At 43.8% G+C, this 15130-nt stretch carries 13 protein-coding genes; 11 read left to right on the top strand and 2 right to left on the bottom strand.

Annotated elements, in window-relative coordinates:
* Position 1: 1 nt before the first annotated feature.
* Complete coding sequence (locus ACQRBN_RS12500) at positions 2–1789, bottom strand: aminopeptidase P family protein (RefSeq protein WP_427739327.1); 1788 nt, start codon at positions 1787–1789, stop codon at positions 2–4.
* Between the two features lie 114 nt (positions 1790–1903).
* On the opposite strand from ACQRBN_RS12500, the gene ACQRBN_RS12495 reads away from it, so the two are divergent.
* The 11 genes from ACQRBN_RS12495 to ACQRBN_RS12445 all read left to right on the top strand — a co-directional run bounded on the left by ACQRBN_RS12495 (position 1904) and on the right by ACQRBN_RS12445 (position 13252).
* Positions 1904–2767 carry a metallophosphoesterase gene (locus ACQRBN_RS12495; RefSeq protein WP_427739326.1) on the top strand — a complete coding sequence of 288 codons (864 nt, stop codon included), beginning with the start codon at positions 1904–1906 and terminating at the stop codon, positions 2765–2767.
* Positions 2768–2976: 209 nt separating this feature from the next.
* Entirely contained in the window at positions 2977–3732 is a 756-nt protein-coding gene (locus ACQRBN_RS12490) for a segregation and condensation protein A (RefSeq protein ID WP_427739325.1), read from the top strand.
* 34 nt (positions 3733–3766) lie between these two features.
* On the top strand, positions 3767–4345 hold the full coding sequence (gene scpB, locus ACQRBN_RS12485) for an SMC-Scp complex subunit ScpB (RefSeq protein WP_427739324.1): 579 nt from the start codon (positions 3767–3769) through the stop codon (positions 4343–4345).
* 73 nt (positions 4346–4418) lie between these two features.
* Entirely contained in the window at positions 4419–5624 is a 1206-nt protein-coding gene (locus ACQRBN_RS12480; protein WP_427739323.1) for a D-alanyl-D-alanine carboxypeptidase family protein, read from the top strand.
* Between the two features lie 150 nt (positions 5625–5774).
* The gene (locus ACQRBN_RS12475) at positions 5775–6644 is read left to right on the top strand and encodes a helix-turn-helix domain-containing protein (protein ID WP_427739322.1); all 870 of its coding nucleotides are present in this window, start codon (positions 5775–5777) and stop codon (positions 6642–6644) included.
* 89 nt (positions 6645–6733) lie between these two features.
* On the top strand, positions 6734–8404 hold the full coding sequence (locus ACQRBN_RS12470; protein WP_427739321.1) for a glycoside hydrolase family 13 protein: 1671 nt from the start codon (positions 6734–6736) through the stop codon (positions 8402–8404).
* Between the two features lie 309 nt (positions 8405–8713).
* Complete coding sequence (recA, locus tag ACQRBN_RS12465; protein WP_427739319.1) at positions 8714–9799, top strand: recombinase RecA; 1086 nt, start codon at positions 8714–8716, stop codon at positions 9797–9799.
* A gap of 2 nt (positions 9800–9801) precedes the next feature.
* On the top strand, positions 9802–10416 hold the full coding sequence (locus tag ACQRBN_RS12460; protein ID WP_427739318.1) for a regulatory protein RecX: 615 nt from the start codon (positions 9802–9804) through the stop codon (positions 10414–10416).
* Positions 10417–10488: 72 nt separating this feature from the next.
* Entirely contained in the window at positions 10489–12042 is a 1554-nt protein-coding gene (gene rny / locus ACQRBN_RS12455; protein WP_427739317.1) for a ribonuclease Y, read from the top strand.
* Between the two features lie 70 nt (positions 12043–12112).
* Positions 12113–12652 (top strand): NUDIX domain-containing protein, encoded by a 540-nt coding sequence (locus ACQRBN_RS12450; RefSeq protein WP_427739334.1) that lies wholly within the window; start codon positions 12113–12115, stop codon positions 12650–12652.
* Positions 12653–12712: 60 nt separating this feature from the next.
* The gene (locus ACQRBN_RS12445; RefSeq protein ID WP_427739316.1) at positions 12713–13252 is read left to right on the top strand and encodes a stage II sporulation protein M; all 540 of its coding nucleotides are present in this window, start codon (positions 12713–12715) and stop codon (positions 13250–13252) included.
* Positions 13253–13771: 519 nt separating this feature from the next.
* Here the strand turns inward: ACQRBN_RS12445 and ACQRBN_RS12440 are convergent.
* The gene (locus tag ACQRBN_RS12440; protein WP_427739314.1) at positions 13772–15100 is read right to left on the bottom strand and encodes a polysaccharide biosynthesis protein; all 1329 of its coding nucleotides are present in this window, start codon (positions 15098–15100) and stop codon (positions 13772–13774) included.
* Between the last annotated feature and the right edge of the window lie 30 nt (positions 15101–15130).

Below are 15130 nucleotides of genomic sequence, written 5' to 3'. Positions count from 1 at the left end.
CTTAAATAGCCCTAGTATACTCTTTCAACCACTCTTTCTGCTCATCATCCAGATGTGGAGCCACAATCTCATACACTTTCGCATGATATGCATTCAACTGATCCTTATCTTCCTGTTTCATCATATCAGGATTAATCGCATCCAGATCGATCGGAACATAAGTGATTGGCTCAAAGTATAGGAACTGTCCGTATTCGGTCTTCTGTCCCTTTCTTACCACCATTTCGTTTTCAGTACGGATACCGTGAGAGCCTTCAATATAGATACCAGGTTCATTCGTAATTACCATGCCCGGCTCCAATGGAGACTTCTCTTTCTCGCGGATTGCACAGCGGAATCCGGCAGGTGCCTCGTGAATGTTCATCAGGTATCCAACACCATGTCCGGTACCGTGGTTGAAGTTAAGACCGCGTTCCCATGCAGGGATTCTTGCCAGAACATCCAGGTTATAGCCGCAGGTACCATAGAGGAAGACTGCACGTGCCAGATGCAGATTGCACAGAAGTACGGTTGTAAAATCATCTTTCATTCGGTTGGTGAGTTTGCCGAATGCGAAGGTTCTTGTGATGTCTGTTGAACCCTCCATATATCCGCCGCCTGTATCGGTAAGGAATAAGCCGTCGGTTACAACTGGGATATTCGTTTCAGGAGTAGCAGCGTAGTGAACGATAGCGCCGTGTTCTCCAGAGCCACAGATAGGCTCGAAACTCTGCCACAGGTAGCCTTCCTGCTCTTTGCGGAATTCTTCCAGTTTTTCTGCTGCGCTGATCTCGGTGATCTCGATTTTCCCAACATTCTTCTTCAGCCAGTACATGAACTTGGTCATAGCAACACCATCTTTGATGTGAGCATTGATAATATTTTTCAATTCCACGTCATTCTTCATTGCTTTCATAAGAACTTCCGGGTTCATCTGTTCGATTACGGTTGCTCCGGAAGGAATGTTGTTGTAGATTGCATAGTTCAGTCTGGATGGGTCTACCAATACTTTGTCTTCAGCCTTTAATGCTTTGATATCTTCGTAGATTGCATTGTATGGATGGATAGAGATATTATCTTTTGCAAGATTCTCCTTCATCTCCGGTGTCAGTTTGCGTTCGTCTACGTAGAGTTTCATGTCATCCATGGTGATGATCGCATAGGACAGAAGCAGCGGAAAATACTCGATATCGTCACCGCGAAGGTTGATGGTCCAGCAGATATCGTCCAAAGCAGCCAGTACATGAACATTGGCACCAGCCTCTTTCATCGCCTCACGGATGCGGGAAAGTTTGCTTGTAGTGCTTTCTCCGGTATATTCTTCCCCAAGTGCGAATGCCGGTTTTTCAGATAGTGCCGGTCTGTCTTCCCAGATCTTGTCAATCAGATCTTCGGAGTAGTTGATCTTTCCGTTTTTTGGAGCAAGTGCAGCTTCCAGAGCCTGACCTTCGCCCATTGCAACAACTCGTCCATCGAATCCGAGTGTGCCGCCTTCAGGAATCACCTTAGCGATATAATCTTCCAGAGCAGGAACGCCTGGCTCACCCATTTTGAAAAGTGTAACACCGCTTCCGTCAAGCTGCTGGGCAGCCTGGATAAAATATCTTCCGTCTGTCCAAAGTCCAGCCTCTGTCTTTGTGATTACAGCAGATCCGGCAGATCCGGTGAATCCGGTAATAAATGCTCTTGCTTTAAAATGTTCTCCCACGTATTCACTCTGATGATTGTCATCTGTTGGAATCAGATATACATCATAACCCTTTTCTTCCATTAAGGAACGAAGGGCAGAGATTCTTTCTGGTACTGTCATGTAGAAAACCTCCCTTATATAGTTAATTATTTCTAATGAATTATTCTACCATATATATTTGCAAATTAACAGGAATAATTATATAATTATTCAAGGCGTAAAGGAGAGAAATGATTGAAAACGATAGTAATGATTATTCTGATTCTGCTCGTATTGATGATAGGAGAGAATCTCCGCGAACTACATTATTTTCAAGTGACAACCTATCAGATAAAGTCCGGAAAATTAAAGGAACTTAAGAAAACAAGGAAAATCGTGTTCTTAAGTGATCTTCATAATTGTTCTTATGGAAAGGATAATGAAGAATTGCTTGCGGCAATTATGAGAGAACATCCCAATATGATACTGATCGGCGGAGATATGCTTGTGAGGGCTGATGGATGTTCTTACGAGCAGACCTTAAAGTTCCTTTCGAAACTTCCGGAAATCTGTGAGGTATACTGTGCTAACGGCAATCATGAACAGAAGTTAAAGGAATATCCTGAGGAATATGAACAGTCTTACGAAGATTACAAACGCAGGCTTGTGGCGGCAGGGATTCATCTTCTGGAGAATGAGTCGGCAGAAGTCTGCTGGGATGATATTAGAATCAAGATAACGGGCTTAGAGATTCCGCTGTCAGGATATGAACGTTTTCGGGCGAGACGAGTAGAGCAGGAGGAGGTAGAAGAACGGATCGGTCTGTCAGATTCTGCCTATCAGATTCTTCTGGCGCATCATCCGGCATATATGGAAGCGTACAAAGCATGGGGGGCAGACTTGATTCTGTCAGGGCATTATCATGGGGGAGTCGCACAGATTCCGGGAATTGGAGGCGTAATTGCTCCGGACTTCCGATTATTTCCGAGATACTCGGGAGGGCTATACGAAGAAAACGATGCTGCAATCGTAGTAAGTAAGGGACTTGGAACTCATTCAGTGCCTGTCCGTCTTTTTAATCCGGCAGAGTTGATTGTATTGGAATTTGGTGAGAGCTAGGCAATGTATTGCCAATGCCCATAGTTCAGTTAGAAAATAGCGAATAAAATATGCCAGAGTTTTAGATTTATACGGAATAGAACTTGTGAAAACAGGAAGATTCTTGTATAATAATACAATTGCGGCAATTAGTACATTGAAAAACAGACAAGTGAAAATGTCAGTGATAGATTGGATAATGTACTGTATTAGGTAATGGGGAGAGACTTATGGGAATTCCGGTAAAACTGCAGGTCTTCGAAGGACCGCTGGATCTGCTTCTGCATTTGATCGATAAGAATAAGATTGATATCTATGATATCCCAATCGTAGAGATCACGAATCAATATATGGATTATATCAAAGCCATGGAAAAAGAAGATCTGAATGTCATGAGCGAGTTTCTGGTTATGGCGGCGACACTGCTTGACATTAAGTGCAGAATGCTTCTTCCGAAAGAAGTAAATGAAGAAGGAGAGGAAGAGGATCCGAGACAGGAACTGGTAGAACAGTTATTGGAATATAAGATGTATAAATACATGTCCTATGAATTGAGGGACAGACAGGTAGAGGGAGAGCAGGTGATGTACAAGGAGCCTACGATTCCGACGGAAGTATTAGAATATGTAGAACCGGTAGATCTGGATGCCTTGCTTGGAGATGTTACGCTTGCGCAATTGAACCGTATTTTTCGGGATGTGATGAAGAAGCAGGTGGATAAGATTGATCCTGTCCGCAGCAAATTTGGCAAGATTGAGAAGGAAGAGGTGACGCTTCCTGACAAACTCCAGTATGTTACAGAGTATGCAGAAAACCATAAGAAGTTTGGATTCCGGGAATTGCTGGAGAAACAGTGTTCCAAGACGCAGGTTGTGGTGACGTTTCTTGCAATTCTGCAGTTGATGAAGGAAGGAATTATCCTGATTGAGCAGGAGCAGCCCTTTGATGAGATTATGATAACGTCCAGGATAAATGGTCGGGGATAGAACTTAAGGATGAACTTGAGGATGGAAAGGTAGTATGGAAAGCGTGGAGATTAGTAAATTAGAAGGAATTATAGAAGCGGTTCTCTTCACGATGGGAGAATCTGTTGAACTGAATAAGATTGCTTCCGCGATTGAACATGATGAGGATACCACCCGGAAGATTATACATAGAATGATGGATAAATATCAGGCAGAGGACAGGGGGGTACGCATTATTGAACTGGAGGATGCATTTCAGATGTGTACGAAGAAGGAGATGTATGAGTACCTGATCCGTGTGGCAAAGCAGCCGAAGAAATATGTGCTGACGGATGTCCTGCTGGAGACGTTGTCGATTATTGCCTATAAGCAGCCGGTTACAAAACTGGAGATTGAAAAGATTCGGGGTGTGAAGTCAGACCATGCCGTGAATAAACTGGTGGAATACAATCTGGTGTGCGAGCGGGGACGTCTGGAAGCACCGGGCAAGCCGATTCTGTTCGGGACGACAGAGGAGTTCCTGCGAAGATTCAGTGTCCAGTCGGTAGACGACCTTCCGAGCCTGAATCCGGAGCAGGTGGAGAGTTTTAAGGAAGAGGCAGAAGAAGAGATTCAGTTGAAACTGGATATCTAGGATTCATTTATTTGGAATAGGAGAATATGTCCCCACATATATTGCAATAACATGGTGATGTATGGTGCGGCGGATGAAAAAGAAAATATTATTGTGCAGTCTTTTGATATGTGTTCTGCTTATGCAGTTTGGTGATGTCCAGGCAGAAGCAGAAGAAGGCGGGGACGAGCCGGAGCAGTTATACGCCCAGTCAGCAGTGCTAATGGATGCTGATAGTGGGCGTGTTTTATTTGGCAAGGAAGAAGAGATAATCAGACCTATGGCAAGCACGACGAAGATTATGACTTGCATACTTGCGTTGGAAAATATGCAGGAAGGGCAGGTAGTGACTGCCTCCGGGTATGCTGCCGGACAGCCGAAAGTAAGGCTTGGCGTTCAGGATCAGGAGGAGTATTATCTGAAAGATCTTCTATATTCCCTGATGCTAGAATCCCATAATGACAGTGCGGTAGTGATAGCGGAAGGGCTTGTAGGTTCGGTAGAAGGATTCGCGGATATGATGAATCAAAAAGCGAAAGAACTTGGATGTAATAATACATATTTTATCACACCGAATGGATTGGATGAAAGTGATGATAGGGGCGTTCATTCTACAACAGCCAGGGATCTGGCAGCCATTATGCGGTACTGTATTACACAGTCGCCTTGTAAAGAGGAATTCCTGGAGATTACAAGGACGAAGACGTATTCATTTTCTAATGTAGAGGGGAGCCGGCAATTTTCCTGTAATAACCACAACGCATTTCTGGATATGATGGATGGAGCGCTGACGGGGAAGACCGGATTTACTGCAGATGCAGGATATTGCTATGTAGGTGCGCTTCAGAGGGATGGCAGGACATTCATTGTTGCTCTTCTTGCCTGTGGGTGGCCGAACAATAAAGGGTATAAGTGGGTAGATACCAGGAAATTAATGGAGTATGGGATTGCGAATTATGCATACCGGGACGTCTGGGAGGATGTGGACCTGCCGGATGTGAACGTGATAAGCGGAGTAGAAGAAAATAACCCATATGAACGCGAGATACAGATTCCGGTACATGTTGAGGAGAAAGATGAGATTCCTGTTCTTCTTAGGGAAGATGAAGATGTTGTGATCAAGACTGAGGTGGAGGATTCGTTGGAGGCACCGGTGAAGGTAGGCGAAAAGATTGGAAGTATCCGCTATTTTCTGGATGGTAAGGAGATTGCAGCTTATGATGTTGTGACAGACAAAAAGGTAAAACAGCGGGATATGGAATGGTGCTTGAGATGGATTATGAAGGATGCGCTTTTGTAAGTTATGTGTGAATTGTTCGGATATACGGTCAGAATTGCTGTCAGGAATTCTCGGAGACCAACTGTACATCAAAACTGGTTTGCGGTATAATGAACTGCGAGAAATTAGTGTTTTTGGAGAAGATACCGTATAAAGGAGACATGAAACCGTATGGAGATCAGTAAGTTAAAAGAAAATGCAGTGCATGGAACGACAGAATTTCCGCTGGCTGTCTATAAGTGGGAAGGCGTAGGGAGTTATTCGGTTCCTTTGCATTGGCATAAGGAGACGGAGGTTATCAGTCTGGAATCAGGTACGTTCCGTCTGTCCGTCAATATGAAGGAATTGGTAGTTACTGCCCCGGCATTGATCTTCGTAGGCTCAGAAGAGATCCATTCAATCTGGCTGGAAGAAGGCGGCAGGGAACAGGCGGTTGTATTCGATGTAAATATGCTTAGTTTTGAGTATTATGACGGCGTCCAGCACAAAATGATCCGGCCGCTGGTGGATAAGAAGATCCGCCTGCCCCTCATCATAGATGAAAAAAATTCATTCTGGAATGAGTTGAGTCAGATCTATAGAAGAATCTATGAAAATGCTGTGAAAAAGGATTTGAGTGCCTATCTTAAGGTAAAAGCAGAACTGTATCATATGCTGGCATGTCTGTATGAGAACGGCTGCCTTGAGAATGTGAAAGATGAACAGGCATCAGATTCCTATAAGATCGATACTATGAAACGGGTGCTTACTTTTATCCATGATAATTACGGAAGAAAGATACAGATTGATGAGATCGCAGCGGTGGCAGGGATGAATGCCCAGTATTTCTGCCGTTATTTTAAGAGAACGACAGGAAAGACGGTTACGGAGTATATTAATGAGATTCGGATTAATCGGGCTACCCAGGAACTTTTGGAGACAGATGACAAGATTATAGAGATTGCCATGCGGTGCGGATATGACAATATGGGATATTTTATCCGCCGTTTCTTCCAACTGAAGCAGATGACACCATCGGAGTATCGGAAAAAGTCAAAATAGTGTAATTATTTCTCAATATAAGAGAAGCAATACGAGAGGAAGGTATGTACAATGTAATCAGAGTATTACAGCAGTTGGAGGTTACAGCTATGAATAGAAAATGGTGGCATGAAAAAGTAGCATATCAGATCTATCCAAAGAGTTTCATGGATAGCAATGGTGACGGAATCGGAGATCTGAAAGGAGTGATCCGGAAACTGGATTATCTGAAAGAACTGGGGATTGATCTGATCTGGCTTTCTCCAATCTATCAGTCTCCTTTTATAGATCAGGGATATGATATCTCAGACTATTATAAGATTGCCGAGGAGTTCGGCACGATGGAGGAATTCGATCTGCTGCTTAAAGAGGCGAAGGAGCGGGGCATTCAGATTGTGATGGATCTTGTGATCAATCATTGTTCCAGCGATCATGTGTGGTTCAAGAAAGCGTTGGCAGATCCGGAAGGCGAGTATGCGGATTATTTTTATTTTGTGAAGGGTAAGAATGGAAATCCGCCAAGCAATTATCGTTCTTACTTTGGCGGAAGTACCTGGGAACCAGTGCCGGGCACGGATAAATATTATCTTCATTTGTTTGCCAAAGAACAGCCGGATCTTAACTGGGAGAATCCGAAGGTAAGAGAAGAACTGTTTGGCATGGTGAATTGGTGGCTGGATAAGGGAATCGCAGGTTTCCGTATCGATGCGATTATTAATATCAAGAAGGATCTTGCTTTTCCTGATTTTGAACCGGATGGACCGGATGGAATGTGCCGTGCGACCAGAATGGTAGAAGAGGTAGAGGGAATCGGAGAACTTCTGGGAGAATTGAAACGGGAGACTTTCGCGAAGCATGATGCGTTTACGGTTGGCGAGGTCTTCAATATGAAGGATGGAGAACTGGAAGAGTTTGTCGGTGATGATGGATATTTCTCGACGATGTTCGATTTCGCGCCTCATGTTCAGACGAGCGGTGAGCATGGATGGTATGATACCGGGGATGTAGACTTCCTGACATGGAAGAGGGCGATTATCAATTCGCAGCTGGAGTGTCAAGGCAAGGCATATCTGGCAAATATTATTGAGAATCATGACGAGCCAAGAGGAGCAAGCAGATATCTTCCTGAATATGCAAGGACTCCTGACGGAACTAAGATGCTTGGAACGGTCAGCGTACTTCTTAGAGGAATTCCATTTATCTATCAGGGACAGGAAATCGGGATGCAGAATTGCCGGAGAGAAGATATCAATGATTATGATGATATTGATACCTATAATCAGTTCCATCTTGCACTGGAAACAGGGCTTACGAAAGAACAGGCATTGGAGGTATGTTATAAGTACAGTAGGGATAACGCAAGAACCCCGATGCAGTGGGATACTACAGAAAATGCAGGATTCACGAAAGGAACTCCGTGGCTTAGCGTGAATGAGAATTATCGGAAGATCAATGTGGCTGTCCAGGATAAGGATGAGGATTCGGTTTTGAATTATTATCGGAGATTGATCCGGCTTCGCAAGAGTGAGGAGTGGAAAGAAGTATTCGTATATGGGGAGTTCGTTCCGATGTATGAAGAAGATGAGAAGATCTTTGCATATGAGAGACGGACGGAAGAGAAGAGCGCAATTGTATTTGCGAACTTTGGACAGGAAGCGGTGACGGTGGAACTCAAGGAGAAGGTTAAGGAAGTGTTGCTTTCGAATAAGAATAGAAGCGTAGAGAAAGGAATAGACAGGATTTCTTTGGAAGCGTGCGAAGTTATTGTGGTGAGTGTGTAGAGGAAGACCCTGCTGGTTTTATCGGCAGGGTTTTTCAGGTATTGGTTGACGGATATCAGAAAGTGTGATATTTTGAAATCAGATAGTCTTGAGGGAGTCTATTTTCTATTTTAGGTAATCTATACAAGTCTGTAGGATGTTCCAGGGATTTTAGGAATGAGTATACGAGTACATAAAGTATATGTATCTATACAAACTGGTAAGTTTTTTCATAGGTTTAAAAAAATTGTGTTGACATTTATGGGTAAGTATAATAGTATATTAACCAGGTAACGAACATTCGTTCGTGTTTTAAAAGGAGATTAGATTATGGCAAGTGAAGATAAGAAGAAAGCATTAGATGCCGCGATAGCGAAGTTAGAGAAAGATTATGGAAAAGGAACGGTCATGAAGTTAGGCGATCCATCAGCGCAGGTGGCAGTAGAGACAATTCCGACAGGCTCTTTAAGCCTTGATCTTGCACTGGGACTTGGCGGTGTTCCAAGAGGACGTGTTGTTGAGATCTATGGACCAGAGTCCAGTGGTAAGACAACGGTTGCATTACATATGATTTCAGAAGTACAGAAGAGGGGTGGAATTGCAGGATTTATTGATGCAGAGCATGCATTGGACCCTGCATATGCGAAGAATATAGGTGTTGATATTGATGAATTATATATCTCTCAGCCGGACAGTGGCGATCAGGCGCTTGAGATTACTGAGACGATGGTTCGCTCCGGTGCTATGGATATTATTGTAGTAGACTCTGTTGCGGCGCTGGTGCCAAAGCAGGAGATTGAGGGAGACATGGGAGACAGCCATGTGGGTCTTCAGGCAAGATTGATGTCACAGGCGCTTCGTAAACTGACTCCGGTAATCAGCAAGTCTAACTGCGTGGTAATCTTCATCAACCAGTTGCGTGAGAAGGTAGGCGTTATGTTCGGCAACCCGGAGACTACAACCGGAGGTCGTGCGCTTAAGTTCTATGCTTCTATCCGTATGGATGTCAGAAGAATCGAGACATTGAAGCAGAGTGGCGAGATGGTAGGTAACAGAACCCGTGTGAAGGTTGTAAAGAATAAGATTGCGCCTCCGTTTAAAGAGGCAGAGTTCGATATCATGTTTGGTAAGGGAATCTCCAAGGAAGGTGATATTCTGGATCTTGCGGTCAGCATTGATCTGGTGAGCAAGAGCGGTGCATGGTTTGCTTACAATGGGGATAAGATTGGGCAGGGACGCGAGAATGCTAAGATCTATCTGAAAGAGCATCCAGAGATTATGGACGAATTGGAGAAAAAGATTCGTGCACATTATAATATTGGCGGGGATGGGTCAAAAGCAGAAGATAAGGCAGATGCCAAGATGGAGAATAAGAAAGCAGGCACTAGCACGAGAAAGACAAAAGAGGAAGAATAAGAATGACAGTCACAAGACTTGAACCAGTGACAAAGACAAAGTATAAGGTGTATTTAGACGGACAGTTCGCTTTTATCCTATATAAGGGCGAACTGTCTCGCTATCATATTGCGGTGGATGGCGAATTGAATGAAGAAGCATATCAGTCCATACGTACAGAGGTTGTACTGAAGCGGGCGAAGTTAAGGGCAATGCATCTTTTAAGTGATATGGGAAGAACAGAATCCCAACTTCGTACAAAATTAGAACAGGGAGGCTATGCTTCCGATATTGTAGAGGCAGCGATTGCTTACGTCAAGTCTTTTGGGTATGTGAACGATATGGAATATGCCTGTAGTTTTATTGAGAGCCGTAAGGATAAAAAAAGCCGAAAAGAAATCTATGCTGCACTTTGTCAGAAAGGAATTACAAAAGAAGAGATAGAAAAAGCATTTGAAGAATGCTATGAAAGTGATGATTCCAGGGCCGCAATTGAAGCAATTATCAGAAAAAAGAAGTTCGATCCGGAGACCGCAGATTATGCAGAAAGGCAGAAAATCGCGGGGTATCTGATGCGTAAAGGATTCCGCTATGAGGACGTACGTCAAGTGATACAAGTTTCTGAGTGGAATGCTTGACATATTTGTGAAAACAGTATAAAATTTAAGTGTTGTATTTGTACAATGAAAACTAAATAAGGAGGTGCTCCTGTGCCGAATGGAATATTAATTGCTGTGGCAATTGTGTTGATCGTGGCAGCGGCAGTTGTCAGTCATTTCTTGACAGTTTCTAATCTGAAGAAGAATGCAGATTCTAAGATTGGAAATGCGGAAAGCAAAGCAAGGAAAATCATTGACGATGCAGTGAAGACGGCTGAGGCAAAAAAGAAGGAGTCTCTCTTGGAAATTAAAGAAGAGTCTATTAAGAACAAGAATGAACTTGAGAAAGAGACTAAGGAACGTAGAGCGGAGTTACAACGTTATGAGAAGCGCGTTCTTTCCAAAGAAGAGGCACTCGATAAGAAGGCGGATGCGATTGAAAAGCGTGAGGCAGGATTTACAGCAAAAGAAGAACAGCTGAGACAGCGCGAAGCGAAAGTAGAAGAGCTGAGTCAGCAGAGAGTACAGGAACTAGAAAGAATCTCAGGACTAACCTCCGAACAAGCAAAAGAATATTTGTTAAAAACTGTTGAAGAAGATGTAAAGCATGACACTGCCAAGATGATTAAGGAATTAGAAGCGCAGGCGAAGGAAGAAGCAGATAAGAAAGCGAAAGAATATGTCGTTACTGCGATCCAGAGATGTGCGGCAGATCATGTTGCGGAAACTACAATTTCGGTTGTACAGCTTCCGAGTGACGAAATGAAAGGAAGAATTATTGGACGTGAAGGTCGTAATATCCGTACATTAGAGACGATGACGGGCGTTGAACTTATCATTGACGATACTCCGGAAGCGGTTGTATTATCAGGATTTGATCCAATAAGAAGAGAAGTCGCAAGGATTGCGCTTGAGAAGTTGATTGTTGACGGACGAATTCATCCGGCAAGAATTGAGGAGATGGTAGAAAAGGCGCAAAAAGAAGTAGAGGCTATGATTCGTGAAGAAGGAGAGGCAGCGGCTCTTGAAGTAGGAGTTCATGGAATTCATCCAGAACTTATTAAGCTTCTTGGTCGTATGAAGTTCAGAACCAGTTACGGACAGAATGCATTGAAGCATTCTATAGAAGTAGCACAATTGGCTGGACTTTTAGCAGGCGAGATTGGCTTGGATGTCAGAATCGCTAAGCGTGCAGGTCTTTTACACGATGTCGGCAAATCTATAGATCATGATGTGGAAGGTTCCCATATTCAGATCGGTGTGGATCTTTGTAGAAAATACAAGGAGTCTGCAACGGTTATTAATGCGGTTGAAGCCCATCATGGCGATGTAGAGCCGGAAAGTCTGATTGCATGTGTGGTACAGGCGGCTGATACGATATCAGCGGCAAGACCAGGTGCAAGAAGAGAAACATTAGAAACATATACAAACAGGTTAAAACAATTAGAAGATATCACCAACCAGTTTAAGGGTGTTGATAAGTCTTTTGCAATTCAAGCAGGTAGAGAGATTCGTGTTATGGTAGTTCCAGAGCAAGTATCTGACGCAGACATGGTATTGATGGCTAGAGATATTGCTAAGCAGATTGAGTATGAATTAGAATATCCTGGACAGATTAAGGTCAATGTAATCCGTGAATCACGAGTTACAGACTATGCCAAGTAGAAGATAAATGGGAAGAAAGGATCAGTTGTTAGTGGCTGATCCTTTTTATATAATTCGGAGGAATATAATGATGAGTGATGAAGTAAAACGTACAGGAAGAGAACTGGTATATGAGGGCGCAATATTAAAAGTATATAAGGACCACATGGAATTTGCCAATGGTAATACGGCTGACTGGGATTATATCCATCATGACGGAGCGGCGGCTGTTGTTCCGGTTCTGGATGATGGAAGGATATTAATGGTATCCCAGTACCGGAATGCGTTGGAACGATATACGTTGGAAATCCCGGCGGGCAAATTGGATGATCCGAATGAACCGGGTCTTGAGTGTTCCAGAAGAGAATTGGAAGAAGAGACCGGTTATAAGTCGGAGAATCTGGAATGGCTGATCACGCTTCGAACTACGGTGGCATTCTGCAATGAGAAGATTGAAATCTATGTGGCAAAGGATCTGATTCCAACGCACCAACATCTGGACGAAGATGAGTATGTAGATGTGAAAGCCTATACTCTTGCAGAATTAAAAGAGATGATTTTTACAGGAAAGATAGAGGATTCGAAGACTGTTGCCGCGATTCTGGCATACGAGTCAAAATATTTGCAGTAAAGAGAATATAATCCGTTCCTCGGCATATAATGAAGTATCTTGGCAAAGGGAGGAACATCTGTGAAGATACGAGAGAGCCGGAAGTTTTTAGTCTTGTTTTGCATGGTGGGATTTTTCCTTGGAATCATGTATGCGAATCTCATGTCGAAAGACTATATTACAAGCATGGGGATTTTTAATGATTTTTTTCTGAATCAGTATAGTCAGACAGAGATTGATGTGGTGGAGTATATCTGGTATGTGGCAAAGATCAGAATTACGCCGGTCATACTGGCTGGGGCACTTGGCTGTACGAAACTACGGAAAGTGGTTGTGGCAGTTATTCTGCTATGGACAGGCTTTTCAGGCGGGATGCTTATGACATCCGCAGTCTTGAAAATGGGGCTTAAAGGGCTGATTCTCTGTTTGGTTGCATTAATGCCACATTTTGTATTCTACATAGCAGGTTATATGATTCTCTTGTGGTATTTTTTTACATATCCGAAAGCAAGATGGAATCTGTCGAAGACGGTGAGCATGGTGCTGTTTATCGCAGTGGGGATCTTGCTGGAGTGCTATGTGAATCCGGTTCTGATGCAGATGTTTCTGGGGACGCTTTAAATGAATTTAATGTAGAAAGTGGAGTGTTGGGAGGTGTACGGTGCAAGGGCGGGGATGCGTGTGGAATGGTATCGGTGGGATAACATATTGGAAGCGTAGGGGAATACAGAAACCTCCTGTTTATTTCACGAATATAAATTCGTTCCATTCCCAATCTGTTATCCATCCGATACCCTTCCTCCCACATCCTCGCCAGGAATCCTCCTCGTTCGTGAAGAGTTACACATAAGAATGTCAGGCAGAGAGGGGCAGTATGGGCGTTCATATGCGTAGAAGAGCCGTACAAGCCGTTGGTGAAAAAGAGGTCTGAAATTAGGAGGACTTCTGTACTACCAGTACAGAAGTTCAGACTATCGTGGACGGAAAATCATCAAGATTTTGCGTCCGCTATAGTCGATGCCTAATTTCAGACCTCTTTTGAACCTACGGATTGTAGGCGATTGGAGTCGGATATGAACGCCCATACCGCTCCTCTCTGCCGTACACTTCACATATACTCTTCAAGAACAAAATTCCCACCTAAGGCGCCACCTTCCCTAAGTAAAACTGCAAATATAATAAGCAAAAGAGAAAGATACACACCTGGCTTGCCAGCAGTCCCCACAAATACCCCTGAATCCCGAATACAGGTATCATCACAAATACGCTCAGAATCCGAACCCCCAGACTGGTCGAATTAATAATAAAAGATAACGTTGTCTTTCCAATCCCGTTAATAATACTGATTAATGTATTATTCGTATACAGGAATGGACACATCCAGGACAAGGTGATAATGTAATTTCCTGCCATTGGACTGTGGAACAGCAGAGTTCCTGCCCATTTTCCAAAAGCGAGGAAGCATACGCAGCAGATGCTTCCAAGGAAGATGCAGGAATAGGTAACCTTCTTCATCAGATTTGAAAGTTCCTTACGGTGGTCTAATGCCTGTATCTCTGCTACGGTAGGAAGGAGCATGGTGGATACGGAATTGGTAATGGCAGAGGGGAAGAGGATGCAGGGGAGTGCCATTCCTGTTAATACGCCGTAGGTGCTTAGTGACTCGCCGAGGGTCATTCCGTATGCCTGCAATTTTACAGGGATAGATACGGCCTCGATGCTTTGTAGGATATTGAGAAGAACCCTGCTTCCGGTTAATGGAATCGCGTGTGTAAGCAATTCGCGGCTGTGCCTGAGACATCCTGCCAGGCGAAGGCGAGAGAGGCGGCTAAGTCCGTTTTTCCCCAGGAGAGCGCGCAGACAGAACAGGGAAGAAGTTACTTCTCCTGCAATCAGTCCGGCAACGGCGATGGATACTCCGAATTGAATCCCATGGTTTACGCCATACAGATAGAGCAGATATACGCTGAGAATCCGGGCGGTCTGTTCAATGAACTGAGAAGTTGCAGGAACGCCTGTCTGTTTGAGCCCAAAATAATATCCGCAGATACAGCTATGTACCGATGCAAATGGGAATGCATAGGAGAGGATAATGAGCAGGTCGGCACAACGGGGTTCCTGTAAAAAGGCTGCTGCAATGAAGAAGGCATATTTTTGAATCATCAGAGTTACAATACAGGAAGCAGTGACGGTAAGGACAAGGCTTGTGTACAGTAACTCTTTTGCTTCTCGTTTTCTACCTTGTGTCATGCGGGCGGCAACACAGCGGGACAGGGCAAGTTCGATACCGGCAGAGGTTAAGGAGAAGCAGAGTGCATAGATGGGAAATACCAGTTGATATAGTCCGACTCCCTCCTCCCCAAAAGTATGGCTTAGAAAAATACGGTAAAAAAAGCCCATCACACGTGTGACAAGCCCGGTGATAGTTAAGATAAATGTGCCTTTGATAATAGTTTTTTTTCGTGACATGGCAGACTCCTAATGGGTATTGCTATAATA

Source organism: Bariatricus sp. SGI.154, from assembly GCF_050313795.1.
In the GTDB taxonomy this organism is placed as follows: Bacteria; Bacillota; Clostridia; order Lachnospirales; family Lachnospiraceae; genus CAMBRQ01.
This window is presented reverse-complemented; position numbering and strand designations above follow the sequence as displayed.

Coding starts and splice junctions, on each gene's coding strand:
- ACQRBN_RS12500 (WP_427739327.1), bottom strand. CDS start 1,789: ATGACAGTACCAGAAAGAATCTCTGCCCTTCGTTCCTTAATGGAAGAA.
- ACQRBN_RS12490 (WP_427739325.1), top strand. CDS start 2,977: ATGGGAATTCCGGTAAAACTGCAGGTCTTCGAAGGACCGCTGGATCTG.
- scpB (WP_427739324.1), top strand. CDS start 3,767: ATGGAAAGCGTGGAGATTAGTAAATTAGAAGGAATTATAGAAGCGGTT.
- ACQRBN_RS12480 (WP_427739323.1), top strand. CDS start 4,419: ATGAAAAAGAAAATATTATTGTGCAGTCTTTTGATATGTGTTCTGCTT.
- ACQRBN_RS12475 (WP_427739322.1), top strand. CDS start 5,775: ATGGAGATCAGTAAGTTAAAAGAAAATGCAGTGCATGGAACGACAGAA.
- ACQRBN_RS12470 (WP_427739321.1), top strand. CDS start 6,734: ATGAATAGAAAATGGTGGCATGAAAAAGTAGCATATCAGATCTATCCA.
- recA (WP_427739319.1), top strand. CDS start 8,714: ATGGCAAGTGAAGATAAGAAGAAAGCATTAGATGCCGCGATAGCGAAG.
- ACQRBN_RS12460 (WP_427739318.1), top strand. CDS start 9,802: ATGACAGTCACAAGACTTGAACCAGTGACAAAGACAAAGTATAAGGTG.
- ACQRBN_RS12450 (WP_427739334.1), top strand. CDS start 12,113: ATGAGTGATGAAGTAAAACGTACAGGAAGAGAACTGGTATATGAGGGC.
- ACQRBN_RS12440 (WP_427739314.1), bottom strand. CDS start 15,100: ATGTCACGAAAAAAAACTATTATCAAAGGCACATTTATCTTAACTATC.